General features: G+C 68.2%; 16 protein-coding genes. 11 read left to right on the top strand and 5 right to left on the bottom strand.

The window, feature by feature from the left end:
- Positions 1-161: 161 nt before the first annotated feature.
- Positions 162-668, bottom strand: a complete 507-nt coding sequence (locus tag KF910_RS07140) for a thermonuclease family protein (RefSeq protein ID WP_292259966.1) — start codon at positions 666-668, stop codon at positions 162-164.
- On the opposite strand from KF910_RS07140, the gene radC reads away from it, so the two are divergent.
- The 4 genes from radC to KF910_RS07120 all read left to right on the top strand — a co-directional run bounded on the left by radC (position 652) and on the right by KF910_RS07120 (position 8,758).
- Positions 652-1,347 carry a RadC family protein gene (radC, locus tag KF910_RS07135; protein WP_292259965.1) on the top strand — a complete coding sequence of 232 codons (696 nt, stop codon included), beginning with the start codon at positions 652-654 and terminating at the stop codon, positions 1,345-1,347. The two genes, KF910_RS07140 and radC, sit on opposite strands and share 17 nt — an antisense overlap.
- The gene (locus tag KF910_RS07130) at positions 1,344-2,294 is read left to right on the top strand and encodes a toprim domain-containing protein (RefSeq protein WP_292259963.1); all 951 of its coding nucleotides are present in this window, start codon (positions 1,344-1,346) and stop codon (positions 2,292-2,294) included. The genes radC and KF910_RS07130 overlap by 4 nt, the downstream gene beginning before the upstream one ends.
- Positions 2,261-4,348: a ParB/RepB/Spo0J family partition protein gene (locus KF910_RS07125; RefSeq protein ID WP_292259961.1), complete on the top strand. Its 2,088-nt coding sequence runs from the start codon at positions 2,261-2,263 to the stop codon at positions 4,346-4,348. The genes KF910_RS07130 and KF910_RS07125 overlap by 34 nt, the downstream gene beginning before the upstream one ends.
- 105 nt (positions 4,349-4,453) lie before the next feature.
- Positions 4,454-8,758, top strand: a complete 4,305-nt coding sequence (locus KF910_RS07120) for a strawberry notch family protein (protein ID WP_292259960.1) — start codon at positions 4,454-4,456, stop codon at positions 8,756-8,758.
- Here KF910_RS07120 and KF910_RS07115 read toward each other — a convergent pair.
- Both KF910_RS07115 and KF910_RS07110 read right to left on the bottom strand, forming a co-directional pair.
- Entirely contained in the window at positions 8,728-9,141 is a 414-nt protein-coding gene (locus KF910_RS07115; protein WP_292259958.1) for a hypothetical protein, read from the bottom strand. The two genes, KF910_RS07120 and KF910_RS07115, sit on opposite strands and share 31 nt — an antisense overlap.
- Positions 9,142-9,227: 86 nt before the next feature.
- The gene (locus KF910_RS07110) at positions 9,228-9,947 is read right to left on the bottom strand and encodes an NRDE family protein (RefSeq protein ID WP_292259957.1); all 720 of its coding nucleotides are present in this window, start codon (positions 9,945-9,947) and stop codon (positions 9,228-9,230) included.
- A gap of 157 nt (positions 9,948-10,104) precedes the next feature.
- Here KF910_RS07110 and KF910_RS07105 point away from each other — a divergent pair, with 157 nt between their 5' ends.
- The 5 genes from KF910_RS07105 to KF910_RS07085 all read left to right on the top strand — a co-directional run bounded on the left by KF910_RS07105 (position 10,105) and on the right by KF910_RS07085 (position 14,268).
- Positions 10,105-10,470 (top strand): single-stranded DNA-binding protein, encoded by a 366-nt coding sequence (locus KF910_RS07105; protein WP_292259955.1) that lies wholly within the window; start codon positions 10,105-10,107, stop codon positions 10,468-10,470.
- Between the two features lie 40 nt (positions 10,471-10,510).
- A complete protein-coding gene (locus KF910_RS07100) occupies positions 10,511-10,936 on the top strand; it encodes a single-stranded DNA-binding protein (protein ID WP_292259954.1) in 426 nt (141 codons plus the stop codon).
- Between the two features lie 119 nt (positions 10,937-11,055).
- Positions 11,056-11,463 carry a GcrA family cell cycle regulator gene (locus tag KF910_RS07095; RefSeq protein WP_292259953.1) on the top strand — a complete coding sequence of 136 codons (408 nt, stop codon included), beginning with the start codon at positions 11,056-11,058 and terminating at the stop codon, positions 11,461-11,463.
- A gap of 310 nt (positions 11,464-11,773) precedes the next feature.
- Positions 11,774-12,712 (top strand): DUF2493 domain-containing protein, encoded by a 939-nt coding sequence (locus KF910_RS07090; protein WP_292259951.1) that lies wholly within the window; start codon positions 11,774-11,776, stop codon positions 12,710-12,712.
- 308 nt (positions 12,713-13,020) lie between these two features.
- A complete protein-coding gene (locus KF910_RS07085) occupies positions 13,021-14,268 on the top strand; it encodes a DUF3363 domain-containing protein (protein WP_292259949.1) in 1,248 nt (415 codons plus the stop codon).
- A gap of 13 nt (positions 14,269-14,281) precedes the next feature.
- Here the strand turns inward: KF910_RS07085 and KF910_RS07080 are convergent, their stop codons facing one another.
- Both KF910_RS07080 and KF910_RS14285 read right to left on the bottom strand, forming a co-directional pair.
- Entirely contained in the window at positions 14,282-14,860 is a 579-nt protein-coding gene (locus tag KF910_RS07080) for an SOS response-associated peptidase family protein (protein ID WP_292259948.1), read from the bottom strand.
- A 221-nt stretch (positions 14,861-15,081) separates the two neighbouring features.
- Entirely contained in the window at positions 15,082-15,588 is a 507-nt protein-coding gene (locus KF910_RS14285) for a hypothetical protein (protein WP_323805476.1), read from the bottom strand.
- Between the two features lie 142 nt (positions 15,589-15,730).
- On the opposite strand from KF910_RS14285, the gene KF910_RS07070 reads away from it, so the two are divergent.
- Together KF910_RS07070 and KF910_RS07065 are read left to right on the top strand one after the other, a co-directional pair.
- Positions 15,731-17,251: a Y-family DNA polymerase gene (locus KF910_RS07070; RefSeq protein ID WP_292259946.1), complete on the top strand. Its 1,521-nt coding sequence runs from the start codon at positions 15,731-15,733 to the stop codon at positions 17,249-17,251.
- Entirely contained in the window at positions 17,248-20,505 is a 3,258-nt protein-coding gene (locus KF910_RS07065) for an error-prone DNA polymerase (protein WP_292259945.1), read from the top strand. The genes KF910_RS07070 and KF910_RS07065 overlap by 4 nt, the downstream gene beginning before the upstream one ends.
- Positions 20,506-20,526: the final 21 nt, after the last annotated feature.

Raw genomic sequence — 20,526 nt, 5'->3', positions numbered from 1 at the left:
CGAGGAAGGAAGCTGTTTGAGGCGACTTTCTGGCGGTGACCGGGCACGGGGAGCGCCCGCGCGGCGGATATAGAGGCCGCGCTCCGGACCAGTGGTTCAGGGCGTTTCAGCGCGCCCGGAATATATTATCGCACACCGGGTCGCCGAAGACGCGCGAACGATCAGTTGCCGCCTTCGCGCACCCCGACGGCTCGCATCAGGTCGCCGACGCGCCGACCGTTCAAGCGGCAGCTGGCAATCACCCGGTCGTAGACGATCACTCTTCCGCTGCGGCCGCGCGTCGCGACGCAATCGAGGCGTCGTCCCATCACCAGACGCCGGAGCTGGTCCCGCGCGGCGCGACCGCCCGTTGCATTGAGCTCGGGCGCATTGAAGTCGGCGAGGCGGACCTCGATCCAGGTCGAGGGGTCTGCGCTGTCGCCGACGCAAAGCCCGTCGCCGTCGCCGACATAGCGAACCGCGCCAGAGAAGGCCTGCCCCGCCTGATTGGGCAGTCGACCCTCGCAGGGATCAGCATGCGCGATCGTCGGCGCGGCGAGGATCGGAAGGACGAGCCACCATTTCATCTCCTCAGAGTGAGCCGATCCGGCGTGATCGGGAAGAACGGCCGGGAAGAAAGGAAGGGCGGCCGGGAATGCTCCGATTGGGAGCTTGCTGGAGATCGCCATGCGCCCGTTACCTGACCTCGAACCTGCATTCGACCCAACGGCCCGTTCACCCGACACAACCGCTCTCGCCAACCTCGATGACCGCGCTCTGCTAGGCCTTTTGCTGGGCCGCAATTTGAGACACGCGTCCGGTGCGTCGGTCGACGCGCTCTTCGACCGGTTCGGCGACCTGGCCACAATCGCTTCCGCCGATGTGCCGGAGTTGGCCCGCGCCAGCGGCTTGGGACCGATGGCGCTGACGGACCTCAAGCTGTTCCGCATTCTCAGCGAGCGTCTGGCGCGAGCCGAAGCCTCAAAGCGGCCGGTCATCACGACCTGGACGGCATTGCTGGCCTATGTTCGCGTGGCTCTGGCCGAAGAGCCCAGGGAGCAGTTCCGCGCCCTGTTCCTCGACAAACGTAACCGCCTCCTTCGCGACGAACTCGTCGCGCACGGCACGATCGACCACGCACCTGTCTACCCTCGGGAGGTCGTTCGTCGGGCCCTCGAGGTGTCGGCCGCCTCCATCATCCTCGTCCACAATCATCCGTCCGGAGACCCCGAGCCGTCGAGCGCGGACATCGAGATGACGCGCAAGGTCGTGGAGGCGGCCAAGGTCTTCGGCATCCAGGTTCACGATCATCTCATCGTTGGACGAGAGGGCACGGCCAGCCTGCGCACGCTCGGACATTTTCGATGAGCCTGCGACCGATCGTGGCCGCCCTCGGTGGCGAGCTCTACCAGAACGGGCTGCGCGCCAATGTACCGGCGCCGGGTCACACGACGACTGATCGGTCGGTCTCGCTTCTCCTGAGCGGCGAGCGTGTCGTGATCCACACCTTCGGCGCGGCGGACTGGCGGGAGGTGCGGGACGATCTCCGGCGTCGACAGCTGATCAGCGCTGACGGGCTTCTCCTCGGAGGTCGTGGAACGACGACAGAAGTCCCGGTCGACGATCCCCGACGGCGGGCTGCGGCGACCGCCCTGTGGCAAGACGGCGTCGACCCGGTCCAGACCGGCGTGGTCGGACGCCATCTAGTCGGACGCCACGTCGCATGGCGTCCCGACCTCACAGACCTTCTCGAACATCCCTGCGCGCCCCTTTCGATCTATCGTCCCGGCCGACGGGCCGGACGCGCGATGATGGCGGGGATCAGAAGCCCCTCGAACGTCCTGACAGCCGTCGAACTGACCTACCTCTCCGCGAATGGCCGACTGGCGGCGGGCCTTCGGATCCCCCGCAAAACGATCGGCCGCGTCCTGCCCGGCTCGGCCGTTCGTCTTCGCCCTGCTGCGGCGCGAATGCTCGTGGCGGAAGGTGTGGTCACCACCTTGTCGGCCATGGCGCGCTTCGGCCTGCCGGGTTGGGCCCTCATGTCCGCCGGCAATCTGTCGCGTTGGCGTGCGCCCGTCGGCGTCTCCGCCGTCGTCATTGCCGGGGATCGAGGGGAAGCCGGAGAAGCGGCGGCCAACAGGCTGGCGAACCGCCTGGAGGGCGAAGGCGTCGAGGCGACGCTGGCCTTGCCCCCACTCCCTTTCGGCGACTGGAACGAGGCCGCCCGACCTCCGGCGGAGGGAAAGGAAGGGAGCCGCCGGGCGCCGGAAAGGCGGGGATGGGCCTCGCCTCCGGCAGGAGAGCCCTCATGACCCGTTCCACCGCCGTCGCCGTCGTCGCGACCCCGTTCCAGGTCGCCTCGACGCGCAGTCGCCCGCTGGTTCATCTGCGCGACCTCGACATCGCACCGGAGAATCTCCGTTTCGGCGAGCCGCCCGACGACGACATTCCGCTTCTCGCGGAAACCCTGTTCGCCGCCGGTCAGCTTCAGCCCCTGACCGTACGACCCGGTCGGAAGAAGGAGGCGGCCCATATGGCGCTCGACGGGCGTCGTCGCCTGCTGGCCCTGCGATTGCTGGTCGAACAGGGCCGTATCGACGACAGCTTCCTCGTCGATGTCTTCGTCGAGACCGATCCGGCCCGCCAGGCCGCAGCCGTCCTGCTGACGAACACCGCCGTGCCCGTACACATCGCCGACGTCATCACCGCGATCGGACGGATGCTGAAGGGCAAGCTCGGCGTTCCGACCATCGCAAAGGCGCTCGGCTACGCGGAGCTCGATGTGAAGCGTCTGGCGGCGCTCTCTTCGCTTCCGGATATCGCGCTTCAGGCCCTGAGGCTCGGGCGGTTGAACCTGAGACAGGCGCGTCTGCTCGCCCGTCTGAACGACGCGGACGAGCAGGCGGAGCTCGCCAGGATGACCCTTGAGGGGCACGGCTTCCAGGACTGGCGCGTAACTGAAAAGCTCGACGAAGGTCGCGTGACCGCCCGCGACGCCCGTTGCGCGCTGATCGGCCCGGAGCGCTATACCCAGGCTGGGGGACGGACCGAGACCGACCTCTTCGGCGAGTTGCCGCCCGTTCTGCTGGACCCGTCCATCCTCACCGAGGTCTGGACGAAGCGCGCCCGCGAAATCGCCCTTGTGCATGAAGCCGAAGGTCTCACGGTTCACGTCACGGCGGGTCCCGCGCCGGACCTGCCCGAGGACTTGGAACCTGCCGGCTACGTGTACGGCGGCATGCTTCCTGCAGCTGAGATGGCGGACTATCGCGACAAGCGGGACGCCTTCAACGCCGCGGCCGAGGCGGTCACCGAAGTACTCACCGAGACCACCGACGCCGAGCCGGTCGACATGGCCATCGACGCGATGATCCGGGCGCGACTGGCGATGGATCAGGCGGGATGGGGTGGCCGCGCGGCGACGACCGTCGTGTTGCGGCCGGCGGCGCGCACGGGGATCGAGATCCAGTGCTTCACCCCCGAAGAACCGGAGGTCGAGGAGGAGGCGGACGACCAGGATACGGAGGCGACCTCGCGCGTGGCCCCGGCGCCGACCTATCAACCGCCTTCGGTCGAGACCCCCGAGCCCGAAACCGAGGGCGTAAACCACGCCCTTCACGCCGTGCGAACGGACGTGGCCACGCGAGGTCTGATCCGCGCCCTGGCCGATGATCCCGGCATCGCCTTCACGGCATTGATCGCTCGACTGTTCGGTCAGGTGGCCATCCGGACCCACGGCCAGCGTTCCGAGGCGGCGCTCGCCTTGACGGCTTCGGCTTTCAAGCCGGCAGGCGGTCGGGTGATCGACAGCCTCGACGGAGATGTGTGGCGCCGGATCGAGGATCGGCGAGCCGCGTGGGAGGCGTCGGGTCAAACCGTGATCGCCTGGATTCACGCCCTCGCCCATGGTGACAAGATGGCTCTGCTGGCCGAACTGACCGCTCTGACCCTCGATCTCCGCGAGGAGCGGACGACCTTGATCCGCCGTGCCGCCAGGGCCGAAGCGGCCGAACTCGCCGAACTCTGCGGGGCGGACATCGCCTTGCACTGGACGCCCGATGCGGAGTTCCTGAAGTCCCACTCCAAACCCCTCCTGCTGAAGATGCTGGAGGAGATGGACCGCGCGGACGTTCGGGCGGCCCTGCTGAAGAAGTCGGACCTCATCCCCTGGGTCGAGGAGAACGCCGCCGAGAAGGTCTGGGCGCCGGCCAGCCTGTCCTGGACCACCCCGCCAGAAGCGGATGCGACCGCAACCTCTGAAACGGGCGCCCCGGATGACGATGCGGACCAGACGCCATCGGACGACGGCGCCGGCGCGTTCGAGGTGACGCCTCTGGGCGAGGAAGCGCTCGGCGCGGCCGCCTGATCAGCCGATCCAGAAGGACGAGGCCCGTCGCGACATCGTCGCGGCGGGCCTTCGTCTTGAAGGCGGGAGAAAGGGCGGTCGAGGCGAGCCTGGAGGACCGGAGGGATGAGCCCCCCGCTCCAGGTGATCGGAGCCTCGGCCATGACCGCCGCCTCAGCAGCCAATCTCTCCCTGTTCGCCGCGCCGCGCCCCAGCGACCGCGCCGCCAATCTTCTGGCCGCCGCCAGAGCGCTCGCGGCACAGCTGGCCCGATCTCGTCCACTGGATCGCAAGCTGGTCTCCAGCGTCATGACCACCGGCTTTGGCGGCTCCGACGCCGAAGGCGCGTGGAACTGGCGGGACGCCTATGAGGCGATAGAGGCGGCGACCGTGCTGCAGATCCGTCGGCTGGCGCCGCAGGTTGCCCGCCTTGAAGACGCGCCCGTCGGCATCGCCGCCCTTCTGGCGACGGTCGGCGCGCTGGGCCTGACCCATTCCCGTCGTAGCGAGGACCAGGTCGCGCTCGACCAGTTCTCCACGCCGCCGGAGCTGGCCGCGCTCGTGGTGCTGGCCGCTCAGGTGCGGCCCGGCGATAAGGTGCTCGAGCCCTCGGCGGGCACCGGCCTGATCGCCGCCGTGGCCGAGGCCTGTGGCGGTATCCTGACCCTGAACGAACTGGCTGACGGCCGTGCCGATCTGCTCGACGGCGTGTTCGCCTCGGCGACCCGGTCGCGGGTCGATGGCCGCCATGTTCAGGATCTCTTGGCCGGCGCCGGCGGGTTCGACGTCGTGGTCTGCAATCCGCCCTTCACCAATCTGGAGGCGCATCTGGTCGCGGCCTTCTCGGCGCTCGCTGACGGCGGGCGGGTAGCGGCGGTCTTGCCGATGACGGCCCTGAGCGATGACGGGCTGATGGGTCGGCTGGCGGCCAAGGGGCGCGTCCTCGCGCGCATCGGCTTCCCGCCGCGCGCCTTTGCCAAACACGGAACGAGTGTTGAGACTGGCTTGCTGGTCATGGATCGGCTGGAGGGTCGTTCGGAGATCGCGCCTCTGGTCCACGGAGAGGATCTCGCGGCTTGCGCCGCTTTGACCTCGGCTGTGCCGGAACGGGCAACCGCCAAGCCCCGCGTCAGGCTTGAGGTCGCGGCTCAGGCCCTTCTGGCGCCGCGCGACCGCTCCCTGGCCCTGCCGTCCGGCCGCTTGGGCTTTCTCGCGGGCGCTTCGCCCATCGCCTATGAGACTCGCCCCTGGTCGGGAGAGGGTCGGGACGTCGGCCTCTATCAGGCGCATCGGCTGGCGCGGATCGTCCTGGCCGAGGAGAAGCCCCATCCGTCGCCCCTCGTAGAGTCGGGCCCAATGGCCTCGGTCCCGCCTCCGGCGCCGACCTATCGGCCGGTCCTGCCGCCTGCGGTGCGGGAGGATGGCCGGATTTCGGACGCCCAGCTGGAGACGGTGATCTACGCCGGCGAGGCGCATGCAGGCATGCTCCCGGCCTGGTGGACGCGCGGTGAGGCGGCGCATCAGCTCGGGCTGTCGCGAGAGGAGGACGATAGCGCCGTCCAGTTGCGGCGCGGCTTCTTCCTCGGTGACGGCACCGGCTGCGGCAAGGGCCGGGAGATCGCCGCGGTCATCGCCGACAACATGGCCCAGGGGCGGGTGAAGGCCCTGTGGTTATCCAAGAACGACGCTCTCCTCGACGACGCCCGGCGCGACTGGTGCGCCATCGGCGGCGGGGCTCACGACATCGTCCCGCTGAACAGTTGGAAGCTGGGCGAAGGCGTCCGGCTCGACCGGGGCATCGTCTTCACCACCTACGCCACCCTGCGCCAGCCGGCGCGGGGCCAGAAGATGTCCCGGCTCGATCAGATCGTCGCCTGGCTGGGCGAGGACTTCGACGGCGTCATCGCCTTCGACGAGGCTCACGCCATGGCCAACGCCGCCGGCGGCGGCAAGGGCGCGCGGGGCGCCAAGAAAGCCTCGCTGCAGGGTATGGCGGGTCTGGCGCTGCAGAACCGGTTGCCCAACGCCCGGGTGCTCTATGTCTCGGCGACGGGAGCGACCACGGCGGAGAACCTGGCCTATGCGGCCCGTCTGGGCCTGTGGGGCGGACCGGAGGCGCCCTTCGTGTCGCGCGACGACTTCCTTGAGGCCATGGACAAGGGCGGGGTGGCCGCCATGGAGCTGGTGGCGCGCGAGCTCAAGGCGCTCGGCCTCTATGTGGCGCGGTCCCTGTCGTTCGAGGGCGTCGAGTATGAACCGCTCTTCCACGCCCTGACGGAAGACGACATCGGCATCTGGGACGCATGGGCCGACGCGTTCCAGCTGATTCACGCCAACCTCGGCGAGGCGCTGAAGGCGACCGGGTTCAACGACGAGGATGGCAAGGCGAAGAGCGGCATGGCGGCCTCCGCCGTCCACTCCGCCTTCGAAGGCGCCAAGCTACGCTTCTTCGGTCATCTGCTGGCGGGGCTCAAGGCGCCGACCCTGGCCGCCTCCATCCGAACGGATCTGGCCGAGGGGCGTTCGGCCGTGGTCCAGATCGTTTCGACAAACGAGGCGGTGATGGAGCGGCGGCTGGCCTCGATCCCGCCGGAGGAATGGAACAATCTCTCCATCGATCTGACCCCGCGCGAATACGTCCTCGACTATCTGCGCGAGGCCTTCCCCGTGCACTTGATGGAGGCGATCGAAGGCGACGACGGCGCGATCACCCTGGTCCCGGTCATGGTCGACGGTCGACCCACCGTGAGCCAGGAGGCGCTGCGCCGGCGCGAAGACCTGATCGAACGGATGGCGCTGCTGCCCGCCGTGCCGGGTGTGCTCGACGCCCTCCTTGAGGCCTTCGGCACGGACGCCGTTGCCGAAATCACCGAGCGAGGGCGCCGAGTGGTGATGCGGGAGGGCCGGAAGGTGGTCGAGCGGCGCGGCGCCTCGGCCGCGCGATCCGAGACCGACGCTTTCATGTCGGGGCGGAAACGCATCCTGGTCTTCTCGGACGCGGGCGGGACCGGTCGCAGCTACCACGCCGACCTGTCGGCCCCGAACCAGCAGCGCCGGTCGCATTATCTCGTGGAACCGGGCTGGCGCGCCGACACGGCCATCCAGGGCTTGGGGCGGTCGCACCGGACCCACCAGGCCAGTCCGCCGCTGTTCAGGCCGGTCACGACCGACATCCACGGCGAGAAGCGCTTCACCTCGACCATCGCCCGGCGGCTGGACTCGCTCGGGGCCCTGACGCGGGGCGAGCGTCGCACGGCGGGAGCGGGCCTGTTCCGGGCCGAGGACAATCTGGAAAGTCCCTGGGCGCGCCGGGCCCTTCTGGTCTTCTATGGCGCTCTCGGCTTCGGCGAGCTCTCGTCCATGAGCCTGGAGGACTTCGAGACGAAGACCGGCCTGAAGCTGCGGGATGCCGACGGCGGGCTCAAGCCGTCCGACGATCTGCCGCCGATCCATACCTTCCTGAACCGGCTGCTGGCCCTGCGGATCGCCGACCAGAATGCCCTGTTCGCCGACTTCGACAGCATCCTGTCCGGCATCCTCGAACGGGCCGCCAGCTCGGGTGATCTGGATCGAGGTCTGGAGGACATTCAGGCCGAGGAGCTTGAAGTGGTCGAGGCGGAGACAATCCGCACCGACGTCTCGACAGGGGCCGAGACGGCGCTCGTCACTTTCGAGCTGAAGGTTCGCCGCGAGATTGTGACCTCGGACGCGGCCCTCGACGGCGCCGATGGCTCAGCCTTCCGACTGGTCGTCAACGAGCGCTCGGGCCGCGCCGCCCTGGCGGAGCTGGGCCTGACCACGACCACCGACGACGACCGGCTCGTCCCGGCCGTGCGCCTGCTGCGGCCCGACCAGCATCAGGTCATGCCGGAGAGGGCGTTCGAGGAATCGGCCTGGACCGAGACCGACGAGGCCGGATGGCGCGCGGTGTGGGACGCCGAGGTGGCTGCGACCGATCCGTGGCGGACCCGACGCCTGACCTTGGCGACGGGGCTTCTCCTGCCGATCTGGGGACGGCTGCCGGCCAAGGGGTGTTCGGTCCGTCGCGTCCGCGCGCCGGACGGGCGGCGGTGGCTGGGCCGGGTGCTGGACGAGGTTCAAGCTGCGAGCCTGAAGACGGCCCTGGGCCTGACCGAGGTCGGGGACGCCTGGGCCGATGGCGGGCGCACGGCGACGGCCGTGCTCGACCGCAATGTGCAGCTCGCCCTGTCGGGCGGACTATGGCTCAAGCGGTCGCGCCTCATGGACCGCTGGCGGCTGGAGGTGGTCGGTGGGCGCACCGACCGCGACGCCCTGGTCGCGCTCGGCTGCTTCGTCGAGATCATCGCCTATGCACCGCGGGTGTTTGTCGCGGTGGACCGGCCGGATGTGGTCGAAGCCGTCCTGCGCCGCCACCCTGTTCAGTCAGTGCTTGAGGGCGTCGCCGCCTGACCCAGGCGGCGTTGGACGGTCTTCATCAGGGCCGCGTCCAGCTTGGGCCGGTCCCATGTCCGACCGCCTGGTATGGCGCCGAGAATCTCCGGAAAGCTCAGGTAGGTGAAAACGCGATCGATGACCTCTATCATCAGGGTCTTCATCTCCTCATCAGAGATGCGGCTCAGATCGTTCCATGGAATCTCGCCGTTCGGCGTGACGACCCGGACATCGGAGTAATCCCCCGCGCGCGATTGCGGATATCGACCGGCATGGAAGTCCTCCAGCACGGTGTTTCGAACGCAGAGCTCGACCATAGATTTCGCCAGATCCTCCATCTGGCGACGCTCCTGTGCTGACTGTTCCATGTGTCCTCCAAAGGTTCGCGTGTCGATGGCCAAGGCTGACCTGGTTGCCGCATCGAAGCAGAAGCGGGCTGCGAGCGACCCGCTGGTTAAGCCTCTTGAGCGAAAGTCTCATCTCGAGATCAGATCAGCCAGTGAAACGCGATCTCCGTCTCGCCGGTGACCGCGCCCGTCGCATCGAAGCGCCGTTCCCAGATCCGGCCGCGTCCGGCCCGATCCACGGCGACGACCGTGCTGCATCGCGTGCCGTACAGGTCATTGAGGAGAAAGATCGGTCGATCCACATCGGCTGATCGCCCCTCGATACGATCATCCAGCGGGCCGAGCAGTCCTTCGGGCCGCCTCGGCTCGGCCTCGAGCCAGGCCTGAGCGGCCGTGGTCAGCCGCTCCTTTCGATCCCAGGGCGCGTCCAGAAGTCCGTTCGAAAGGGCGTGCCAACCTCGAGCAAGCGACCGATCGAGCGGTTCGGGGCGATTGGTGCGCTCACGCGCCCGGTCCTCGGCGACGACGATCAGGTTGAAGGGGTTGTAGCGGGAGGCCTGCACCGCCTCGAAAGGGGTCCTGCTGACCAGGGCGTCGTGTACAAGCCCGCCCCGGCTCAACCGGTCTGGAGCGGGCGCGCCCTGTCCCGTGACATTGGTCACGACGGCGAAGCGCGCATGGGGCTCAGAGACGCCCAACCACATGCCGCCGGAGAGCAGATCCCGTCCGCCGATGACGCCGGAGCCGTCGCACCAGCGCGCCAGCGGCGCGGACGGACGAGCATGGGCCTCATCGCGGTTGCCCGCCGCGACCAGCAGCCAGTCCGGATGAATGTCCCAGGCGAGGGTGAGAACGCACATGCCCCAGCATCGCGCGAAACCGGATCGATGGCGACACTCCAGGCGGGGCGCCCGGGCGAGAGCGCCCGGACGGGAGGTTGGGAGGAAGGGAGGTCTCGGGTGAAGCGAGATTGGGGAGATCGGCTCCCCTGCGGCTTCGGATCAACAGGAGACTGACATGCAGACCATGGTGTTCACGGGCCGCCTCGCGGCCGATCCCCAGATCAGCGACGACTTCGGCAAGGCGGTCTTCCGCCTGCTCGAGCAACGCGGGACCGACAATGCCGGCAAGCCCCGGCTGGTCGGCGTCAACTGCGTCAGCTGGTCGAAGGGCCTCAACGAGAAGGTCATCGCCCGCGGCCTGGCCCAAGGATGCGAGGCCGTCGTCATCGGGGCCTTCATCGACACCGCCTACACGGCCCGGGACGGCTCGGAGCGGACGGCGAAGGAGCTGGTGATCAACCGGCTCACCGTCCTCGACTGGGCGGAAGACCGCCATGCCGACACAGATTCCGGGGCGGCTGACGACCGCGCCGCCGCCTGAACCTTCCCCATCCATAATCCTCATTTCCAGGAGACTGACCATGCAAACCCTCACCCTCGAAGGCTATCTGGCCGCCGATCCGTCCATCCTGTCGGCGCAAGGGTCCGGCAAAAAGCGGGCGAGCTTCCGCGTGGTGGAGACCACCCGCTTCCGCCGCGCCAACGGCGAGCCGGGCGAGCGCACCACCGGTTTCAACTGCATCTGCTTCAACGAGGCGACGGCGGAGAACTACATCCAGCCCTACGCCAAAAAGGGCAGCCGCGTCGTGATCCAGGGTCATGTCGAAAACGACACCTGGACCGGCAAGGACGGGGTCGAACACTACGACCTGCGCCTTGTCGTCAGCGACATCCGCCTGAAGAACCGCCGGGCCGCCGCCGAGCCTTCGGGCGACAGATCCGGCGTCGCTGATCGCGGCGTCGAGGCGGGCGGCGGTTACGACCTCAACGACGACATTCCGTTCTGATCCGAGCGGGAGACCTGAAGGGCCCGGGCGCGCCGCGCTCCGGGCCTTTCTCTTTTGAGCAGAGGCGGAGGGAGGGACCGGTCGGGCGAGCCATCGGGGCTCGATGAAAGGAGACCGTGATGTCCGCCTGGACCGAACACCGCATCAATCAACTCAAGCGTCTGTGGCCCGAGGGTAAAAGCGCAGAGACCATAGCCCGCGAACTGGGCGGCGGCCTGACCCGGAACGCCGTGCTCGGCAAGGTCGCCCGCCTGGGCCTCTCCGAGCGACGTGCCGGCGGAAGACCGCGACCAGAGGCGCAAGATCGTGCGCCGCCGGAGCCTCCCGTGAACGGGATCGCCACCATCCTCTCGATCAGACGTCTGGATTGCCGGTGGCCTTATGGCGATCCGGGAGCCGCCGACTTCAGCCTTTGCGGTCGTCCGTCGGAACGCGGCGCCTTCTGCGCTGCCCATGCCGCCATCGCCTATCGCCCGGCCCCTATGTCAGTCGAAGGTCTGATGCATCTCGCTGGCGTCTCTTCGTGACGGCTTCCCTGCCCATGGGGGCGCCGCCGGCCTGCCGGCGTCGACGGATGAGAAGATCGATGCGTCCTCTTCCGCATCGGCGCGACGGCGCCGAATGGGGTCGTCGTCGCGAAGGGCGACGACGACTTGCCCCCACACAACGCCCTCCAACCTTGTCACGTCACCCCGGAAGTCAACGGCTTCGCCGTTCCCCTCCGCGGCCGACAAGCGGTCGCCCGCTCCGGTGACTGCCGGGGACCCCGCCGTGGCCAAGGCCGGGGTCGTTGCGCATGGGGCGCTTCGACATTCTCTTCTTCAAAGGAATGGTTCGATGACCCGCTTCAACACCACCTTCTCCGCGTCCTCGAAGAGCGACTCCGCCTTCGACGACCTGACCGCGTCCCTCGGGGATGCGCGTCCGCACCCGACCGAGGACGCCCTGATCCAGCTCGGGCGCGCGCTCATGACCGAGCTCGTGGACGTGATCTCGGACACCGCTCTGGAAGATTACCAGACGATCCTCGGAGAGGCCCTGATCGGCGCCTTCCACTCGGCGGCCGGACGGATCGAGCGCGACGCGGACCGGGCCCGGGATGCGATGCGGGCCCTGGACCGGGACTTCGACGGATCGGAAGCGGCCGACGTCGAACTGCAGGAGGCGACGGCGAAGGCTCGGGCTGGAGACGTCGCAACCCAGGCCTGCGAAATGATCCGGGATGCGGCGTCGGAGACCTGGACCATCGCGACCGGCGAGGTCTGGACGGCTTGGCGGGGAACGCGGCGAGGCACGCATCTGACGGCGGCGCAGCTGGAGGCGAAACAGGCGATCCGGGCGATCCGTCAGCGGAAGTCGGGAGAGGCGGATCCGGGCGGTCCGGTGATCGCCTTCCGGGGCGCGCCGACGGCGGACACGGCGGAGGATGCGGGGCGGATCTTCGACGCCCTGAACTGGGCGAAGGCGGAGTGGCCGGACATGGCTCTGGCGACGACCGGGGCGAAGGGCTCCGAGAAGCTGGCGATCAAATGGGCGGCGCAGAAGGGGGTGAAGCTCATCCTCGCCCGGGCGGATTTCGACACCCACGGCAAGGCGGCTCCCTTCCGGGCGAACGACGAGCTCATCGCGCTCGAGCCGGAGGTCTGCCTTACGCTGGTCCATTCGGTGGCCGGGGTCCGGGAAGGACAACGGCCCTTCGGACCGGCGCTCAACCTCGGACAGAAGGCGACGGAGAACGGAATGCGGCATCTGCCCATCAGGGCACGAGCCGCCTGAAGCATCACGACTGGATCAACGACCCGCTCGGCTTCGGCCGGGCGGGTTTTTCTTGTCATCCGGCGAGCCTGAAGGGCTTCGAACACGAACCTCATCTATGTCTTGCCGGGGTTTGATCGGTTGTGTTCACTGTTGGAGAGGCTGGTTGGAAATCGTCAGAATGGGGGCTTAGGGCAAGATAAAAGGAGGGTTTTGGCCTTCTGTTTTCTTCAGCCCCGGCAGACACTTGCGACGACTGCGGAGACGGTCGTCGACTTGCGTCGAGTTGACGTCTGATTCCGCGCCCGAGACAGGCCGGAGCACCGATCATGCAGGTCCGAACCGCCATCGAGGTCCGCCTAGCCGAAGCATCGAAGAGCGATGTCTCGAGCCTTCGCGTGCGCCTCCCCCACAAGCTCAAATCCGACAAGACCAGCGTGCGGATCGCGATGTTCCAGCGACTGGCAGCCTCACGTCTCTTCGCTTACGGCGACCGGGCAGGATGTCTGAGGGCGGCCCAGAACCGCTCGGGTCGTCCTTTCCGTCTGGACGTCCGGCAGCGCGTGACGGTGAAGGCGCTCGTGTCGCGGCACATGGGCAAGGGCTTCGCTCGGGGGGCGGCGCTCGGCGCCCACATCGCCTACCTAGGGCGCATGGGCGCCGGAGAGGATGGAGACCAGGCCGCCTTCTTCGGACCGGTCCGCGAGACGGTCGATGCAGCCGGCGCGACGGAAGGCTGGGCGAAGGACAGGCACCATTTCCGCTTCATTATCTCACCGGAGCACGGCGATCGGATTTCGGATCTCCAAGGCTACACCCGGGAGGTGATGTCGAGGGTCGCCGACGATCTCGGAGAGCCGGGTCTGAACTGGATCGCCGTCTGTCATTTCGACACCGACCAACCCCATGCCCATGTGCTCGTGCGCGGTCGGAGAAGCGACGGCCGCGACCTGGTGATTCCGCGCGATTATATCGGCTACGGCTTTCGCGCCCGGGCCCAGGAAGTGGCCCAGGAACGCCTCGGAGACCTCAGCCGTCAGGACGCCGAACGTCGGGTCTGGCGTGAGACCGAGGCCGACCGGTTCACCGCCTTCGACCGCCGTCTCCTGGCAGCCGCGGACACGAACGGCTGTGTCGATGATGGGATCGGCGGCACCGACGCCTGGACGGCCCTGACCCGGGGACGGCTGCGCCATCTGGAGACCCTGGGCCTCGCCACAAGAACAGGGCGGCGCTTCCAACTGGCCCCGGACATGGAAGCCCGACTTCGGAGGCTGCAGCTGTCGAAGGACGTCATTCGCACCCTCAACCAACGGCGTCTCGACGGCGCGCGGTCGGCGGAACAACTAGGCAAGGCGCCGGTCCACGGGAAGGTCGTGAAGACCGGCTTCCACGACGAACTGGGCGGCTCCGCCTATGTGGTGGTGCGCACCGCAGACGGCTCAGAACATTATGGCCGGCTGGGCGTCGGCAAGACCCCGCCGGCCGTGGGAAAGGCGGTCACTCTTTCGCTCGACGCGCGCGGCTTCGCCCAGGTCTTCAGCGGCAAGCAGCTTGGGCAGGATCTGGGTCGGTAACGATTTGCCGAACTCATGCCGCTTCCGGGAAGACCTTCTCGACCGACAGGCTGCCTTCCGGCAGAGCGCGAAGCAGCTCGGCCTCGGGTTTGCGCAGGTCCAACCAATCGCGGGCCGCGTCGGGTCTCAGCAGCACGATCTGGCGATCGTGATAGGGCGCGATGTCCGGTCCCGGCTCCGTAGTCAGCATGGCGAAGGCGCCGTCTCGAACCAGACCGGCGACCCAGAAGATCGGTGCGTCGGCCATGGTGAAGCGCCACTTGGTCTTTCGCTTCTGACCCGGCTCGGCGTCCGTGAACTCGAAAAAGCCGTCGGCCGGGATCAGGCACCGCGTCACCCCGTCGAATGATCGCCCGTCCGATCGGAAGTTGAAGACCGGCCGTCCCTGCGGAGACTTCCAGGCCCAGGGGGACACGATCAGTTGGGCGCCGTCAGGTCCCCGGGTGATGATGGGCGCCCGGTCGCCGATGCGGATCGACGCCATTGGCCCGAAGTTGGGCATGCCGCCGGGAAACACGAGGCGATCGCCGGTCTTGTTGAAGGTCTCGATGACCTCATCGAACGGCAGGATGAGTTGATACTCGTTGCACATGCGGGCCTCTCTTCGATTTCCATTGATCGCTGACTTCGGAAGAAAAGCCAGCGCCGACCGTCTCCAGTCGTTCCGGGAGGCGGTCCACAGAGCCCCCGGCGACGGGGATAAGGGATCGGCGAAGGTTGACTCTTCGCGCGATCCAGAACCAGAACATTACAAGAACATTTATCAGCCTTGGGAACAGGAGGCTTCTCATGCACGCCAGCCTGCCTGCCGGGTTAGAAAGTTTGCGCGATCGAATACGCGCCCTTGAGCAAGGGAGCCGAAGCGCCACGGGCGTCCTCCCGTTCGGGGTCCGCGACCTCGACCGACACCTGCCCGGCGGCGGCCTGTCGCTCGGCGCCCTTCACGAGGTCGCCGGCGGAGGTGAGGAGGCCGTGGACGGCGCGGCCGCAGCCCTGTTCGCGGCCGGGATCGCAGCCCGGCGTCCTGGTCAGGTCCTCTGGTGCGTGACCCGACCCGATCTGTTCGCCCCGGCCCTGCGGCAGGCCGGTCTGGGGCCAGACCGAGTGATCTATGTCGAAGCCGGAGACGAACCCTCGCTCCTTGCCTGTTTCGAGGAAGGGCTTCGTCATCCGGGTCTGGCCGCCGTCGTGGCCGAGACCGCCCGTCTCAGTCTCGTCGCCTCCCGCAGGCTGCAACTGGCCGCCGAGGGCTCGGGCGGCCTTGGTCTGGCGGTGCGACGATGGCGACGCGCCTGCGACGCCGCCGACTTCGGTCAGCACACGGCCTCGGCCACCCGCTGGCGCATCAGCCCGGCGCCCTCGACGCCCTTGCCCGTCCCCGGCGTCGGGCGGGCGCGCTGGTTCGTCGAACTCCTTCGCTGTCGCGGCGCCGAGGCCGCGGATTTCACCCTGGAAGCCTGTGATGAGACGGGTCGTCTCGCTCTACCTGCCGAACTGGCCCGTCGATCGTCTGCTCCGAGGGCTGGGCGAAGCCGCGCCGCCGCCTGACCTTCCCCTCATCCTGGCAGGCCGGGCCGGACGGCGACGGACCGTGCTCGCCGCCAACCGGGTAGCCATGGCCCAGGGCGCACGCGTCGGCATGGCCGCCACCCAGGCCCAGGCCCTGATCCCAGGCCTTGACGTTCGCGAGGCCGATCCAAAGGGCGACGAAGCCGCGCTCGGCCGTCTCGCCGTCTGGGCGATGCGCCGATACGCGCCCGTCTGCCAGCCGGATCCGCCCGACGGCCTGGCCATAGACGCAACCGGCGCCGCTCACCTGAAGGGGGGAGAGGCGGCCATGCTTGCGGACATGATCGAGCGTCTGGGAGCCGAAGGCGTCGCCGCCGACGCCGCGATCGGTCCGACCTATGGGGCCGCCCACGCCGTGGTTCGCTTCCGGCGAACGCACCGGATCATCATGCCGGACGCCATCGACGCGGCCATCGGCGGTCTGCCGCTGGCGGGCCTTCGCCTACCGTCGGAGCTGATCGCCCATCTGAATCGCATGGGCTTCGACCGCATCGCCGATGTGGCGCATCGACCGCGCGCGCCTCTGGCGCTCCGGTTCGGCCATGAGCTCGGACGCCGCATCGACCAGGCCTACGGTCGGCTGGAGGAGCCGCTGATCCCGGTCGAGGCCCCGGAGGTCCCGACAGTCTCGCGAGTGTTCGGAGAACCGATCGGCGCGCCAGAAACCCTGGCCCGCCACATCACGAGCCTGACCTCGGAGCTGTGCACGGCGATGGAGACCTTGGGGCTCGGCGCCCGTCGTCTCGACTGGCTGTGTTTCCGGGTCGACAACCGGATCGAGGCGCAGAGGGTAGGCCTGGCCCGGCCCAGCCGTGACGCCTTAAGGTTGGCGCGCCTGCTGAGCGACCGGATCGAGAAGATCGATCCCGGGTTCGGCATCGAGCGCATGACCCTGTCCGCCGTCCAGGCCGAACCGCTTCACTGGAAACCTGGCGAGAGCGCGCTGGGACAGGCAGAGACGCCCGACCTTTCCGAGCTCGTCGATGTGCTGTCCAACCGCATCGGCGCGCAGCGGCTCTATCGACTGGTCCCGATTGAGAGCGACGTGCCCGAACGCTCCGTCGGCAAGGCTCCGCCTTTGTCCGTCGCGCCGGTGCTGGACTGGACGCCGGAATGGCCACGTCCGGCGAGATTGCTGAAGCGGCCCGAGCCCGTCGAGACGATGGCGCTCTTGCCCGACAATCCGCCAACCCACTTCACCTGGCGGGGCGTACGCAGGCGCGTGGTGAAGGCGGACGGTCCCGAGCGGATCTTCGGAGAATGGCGGCGTCGGGACGCCGAGGTCTGGGCGGTCAGGGACTATTTCCAGGTCGAGGATGAGGCGGGCCGACGGTTCTGGCTGTTCCGGGCGGGTAATGGCGAAGACCAGCGCACCGGATCGCATGCCTGGTTCATGCACGGGCTGTTCGGATGAATGCGCCTTGGCCCACCCACTATGTCGAACTCCAGTGCGCCTCCCACTTCTCGTTTCTGAGGGGCGCCAGTTCCTGCGAGGAGCTCTTCTCGCAGGCGGCCCTGTGCGGCTTGGAAGCCCTGGCGGTGACGGACCGCAACAGCTTGGCCGGGATCGTGCGGGCCCATGTGGCGGCCAAGGTCACGGGCGTGCGCCTGATCGTCGGCTGCCGCCTGGTGCTGGAGGATGGGGCGGAGGTGCTGGTCTATCCGCGGGATCGGCCGGCCTACTCTCGCCTCTGCCGGCTCCTGACCGTGGGCAAGCGGCGCGGCGGCAAGGGCGCCTGTCGGCTCGGATGGGACGACGTCGCCGCCCACGCCGAAGGCCTGGTCGCGGTGCTGATCCCCGAGCGGGCGGATGCGGTTCTGAGGCGGTGGCTAGGCCTGATGGTCGATACGTTCGGTCGGGAGGCCCATCTGGCGCTGACCCTGTTCCGGCGACCCCGTGACCAGTTGCGGCTCCATCAGCTGTCGGAGATGGCGGCCGAGGCGGGAGTAGCCACCGTGGCGACCAACGACGTCCTGTTCCACCACCCGGATCGGCGCATCCTGCAGGACGTGGTCACCTGCATCCGGGAAGGCTGCACCATAGACGACATGGGCTTTCGCCGGAGCCGCACGGCGGACCGGCATCTGAAACCGGTCGAGGAGATGCACCGGCTGTTCGCCCGCTACCCGGAAGCCTTGGCCCGGACTGTGGAGATCGCCGACCGCTGTCGCTTCAGCCTGGACGAGCTGGCCTACCAGTATCCGCGCGAGGCGGCGGCGGGACAGACGCCGCAGGAGGCGCTGGAGGCGCTGACCTGGGCTGGAGCGGCCGAGCGCTATCCGGAAGGTTTGCCGGACAAGGTGCGGGCGTCGCTGGAACACGAACTCGGCCTGATCGAGACCCTGGGCTATGCGCCCTACTTCCTGACCGTCCACTCCATCGTCCGCTTCGCCCGCAGCCGGGACATCCTCTGTCAGGGGCGGGGGTCGGCCGCAAACTCGGCGGTCTGCTTCGTGCTGGGCATCACCTCCATCGATCCCGGTCGCAACGACCTCCTGTTTGAGCGCTTCGTCAGTCAGGAGCGCAAGGAGCCGCCCGACATCGACGTCGATTTTGAACACGAGCGGCGCGAGGAGGTGATCCAGTGGATCTACGACACCTATGGGCGGGACCGGTCCGCCCTGTGCGCCACCGTCATCCGCTACCGCTCGCGCGGCGCCCTGCGCGATGTGGGGAAGGCGTTGGGACTGACCGAAGACCTGATCAAAACCCTGTCGTCACAGGTCTGGAGCTATTCCTCGGAAGGGGTGGAGGACCGGCATGTCGAGGAGCTGAACCTCAATCTGGAGGACCGACGGCTGCGGCTGGCACTGGACCTGTCGCGCCAGTTGATCGGGTTCCCACGCCATCTGAGCCAGCATCCGGGCGGGTTCGTCCTGACCGACGACCGGCTGGACGATCTCGTGCCCATCGAGCCGGCGGCGATGAAGGACCGTCAGGTGATCGAATGGGACAAGGACGACATCGACGCGCTGAAGTTCATGAAGGTCGATATCCTCGCCCTGGGCATGCTCAGCTGCATGCGGCGCGGGCTCGACCTGCTGCGCGAGCACAAGGCCATGAACCTCGACCTGGCCTCGATCCCGGCCGAGGACCCGAAGACCTACGCAATGATACGTAAGGCCGACACGCTCGGGGTCTTCCAGATCGAAAGCCGCGCGCAGATGGCCATGCTGCCTCGCATCAAGCCGCGCACCTTCTACGACCTGGTGATCGAGGTCGCGATCGTTCGACCGGGGCCCATTCAGGGCGACATGGTCCATCCTTACCTGCGGCGCCGCGAGGGGAAGGAGCCGGTCGTCTTCCCCCAGCCGGAACTGGAGAAGGTTCTGGGCAAGACGCTCGGCGTGCCCCTGTTCCAGGAGCAGGCGATGCGGGTGGCGATCGAGTGTGCGGGGTTCACGGCGTCGGAGGCGGACCAGCTGCGCCGGGCCATGGCCACGTTCAAGTTCACGGGCGGGGTCAGCCACTTCAAGGACAAGCTGGTCGGAGGGATGGTCGAGCGGGGCTATACGGCCGAGTTCGCCGAGAAGACCTTCAGCCAGTTGGAAGGCTTCGGCTCCTACGGCTTCCCCGAGAGCCACGCGGCCTCATTCGCCCTGATCGCCTACGCCTCATCCTGGCTGAAATGCCATCACCCCGACGTCTTCTGCGCCGCCCTGCTGAACGCCCAGCCAATGGGTTTCTATGCGCCGGCCCAGATCGTTCGGGACGCGCGCGAGCATGGGATCGAGGTCCGTCCGGTCTGCGTCAACAGCTCGCGATGGGACTGCACCCTGGAGCCGACGGATCGGGAAGACCGGTTTGCGGTTCGGCTGGGGCTGCGCATGGTCCGCGGCCTGTCCAACGGCGACGCCGCCCGCCTGGTGACGAACCGCGGGGATCGGCCCTTCGCCAGCATCGACGATCTCTGGCGACGGGCGATGACGCCCGTCGGCGCCCTGACGCGACTGGCCGAGGCCGACGCATTTCTGGACGGGCTGCGCCTGGCGCGCCGCGACGCCCTGTGGTCGATCAAGGCTTTGCGCGACGATCCGCTGCCGTTGTTCGCGGCGGCCTCGGCGGAGGCGGGAGAGTTGGTGCCCGAGGTGAACGAGCCGGACGCGGCCCTGCCGGCCATGCCCGCCGGTCAGGAGGTGGTGGAGGACTACACCCACGTGGGCGTGACGCTGCGGGACCACCCGCTGGCCTTTCTGCGTGACGAACTCCAGGCCCGACATGTGATGACCTGCGTGGACGGGACGGCGATGCGCGACCGCCGTCTGACCCGTGTCGCCGGCCTCGTTCTGGTCCGGCAGAAGCCGGGCTCAGCCAAGGGGGTGATGTTCATCACGATCGAGGACGAGACCGGTGTGGCCAATCTGGTGATCTGGCCAAGCCTCTACGAGCAGCAGCGGGGGGTGGTGCTGGGCGCCAGCCTGCTGGTGGTCGACGGCAGGGTGCAGCGCGAGGGCGAGGTGGTGCACATCGTCGCCGAGCGGCTGCACGACGGCTCGGACCTCCTGGCGTCCCTAGGTCGGAGGGGCGAGTTCCACTTGCCGCATGGGCGGGGCGACGAGGTCTACCGCGGTAGTGCGCCGGACGCCCGAACGCCGAAAGCACGGGACATCTACATCCCTGACCTGTCGCTTGAAGGCATTCGGGTGAGGACGCGGGACTTCCGATAGCCGCCGCCACCGTTCGAACCA

The organism is Brevundimonas sp., from assembly GCF_019636155.1.
In the GTDB taxonomy this organism is placed as follows: domain Bacteria; phylum Pseudomonadota; class Alphaproteobacteria; order Caulobacterales; family Caulobacteraceae; genus Brevundimonas.
This window is presented reverse-complemented; position numbering and strand designations above follow the sequence as displayed.

What these genes read in the sequence shown, in the direction of transcription:
- KF910_RS07100 (WP_292259954.1), top strand. Translation starts at nt 10,511, where the DNA reads ATGCAAACCCTCACCCTCGAAGGCTATCTGGCCGCCGATCCGTCCATC.
- KF910_RS07095 (WP_292259953.1), top strand. Translation starts at nt 11,056, where the DNA reads ATGTCCGCCTGGACCGAACACCGCATCAATCAACTCAAGCGTCTGTGG.
- KF910_RS07080 (WP_292259948.1), bottom strand. Translation starts at nt 14,860, where the DNA reads ATGTGCAACGAGTATCAACTCATCCTGCCGTTCGATGAGGTCATCGAG.
- KF910_RS07140 (WP_292259966.1), bottom strand. Translation starts at nt 668, where the DNA reads ATGGCGATCTCCAGCAAGCTCCCAATCGGAGCATTCCCGGCCGCCCTT.
- KF910_RS07065 (WP_292259945.1), top strand. Translation starts at nt 17,248, where the DNA reads ATGAATGCGCCTTGGCCCACCCACTATGTCGAACTCCAGTGCGCCTCC.
- KF910_RS07120 (WP_292259960.1), top strand. Translation starts at nt 4,454, where the DNA reads ATGAGCCCCCCGCTCCAGGTGATCGGAGCCTCGGCCATGACCGCCGCC.
- KF910_RS07070 (WP_292259946.1), top strand. Translation starts at nt 15,731, where the DNA reads ATGAGACGGGTCGTCTCGCTCTACCTGCCGAACTGGCCCGTCGATCGT.
- KF910_RS07130 (WP_292259963.1), top strand. Translation starts at nt 1,344, where the DNA reads ATGAGCCTGCGACCGATCGTGGCCGCCCTCGGTGGCGAGCTCTACCAG.
- KF910_RS07085 (WP_292259949.1), top strand. Translation starts at nt 13,021, where the DNA reads ATGCAGGTCCGAACCGCCATCGAGGTCCGCCTAGCCGAAGCATCGAAG.
- KF910_RS07125 (WP_292259961.1), top strand. Translation starts at nt 2,261, where the DNA reads ATGGGCCTCGCCTCCGGCAGGAGAGCCCTCATGACCCGTTCCACCGCC.
- KF910_RS07110 (WP_292259957.1), bottom strand. Translation starts at nt 9,947, where the DNA reads ATGTGCGTTCTCACCCTCGCCTGGGACATTCATCCGGACTGGCTGCTG.
- KF910_RS07090 (WP_292259951.1), top strand. Translation starts at nt 11,774, where the DNA reads ATGACCCGCTTCAACACCACCTTCTCCGCGTCCTCGAAGAGCGACTCC.
- KF910_RS07105 (WP_292259955.1), top strand. Translation starts at nt 10,105, where the DNA reads ATGCAGACCATGGTGTTCACGGGCCGCCTCGCGGCCGATCCCCAGATC.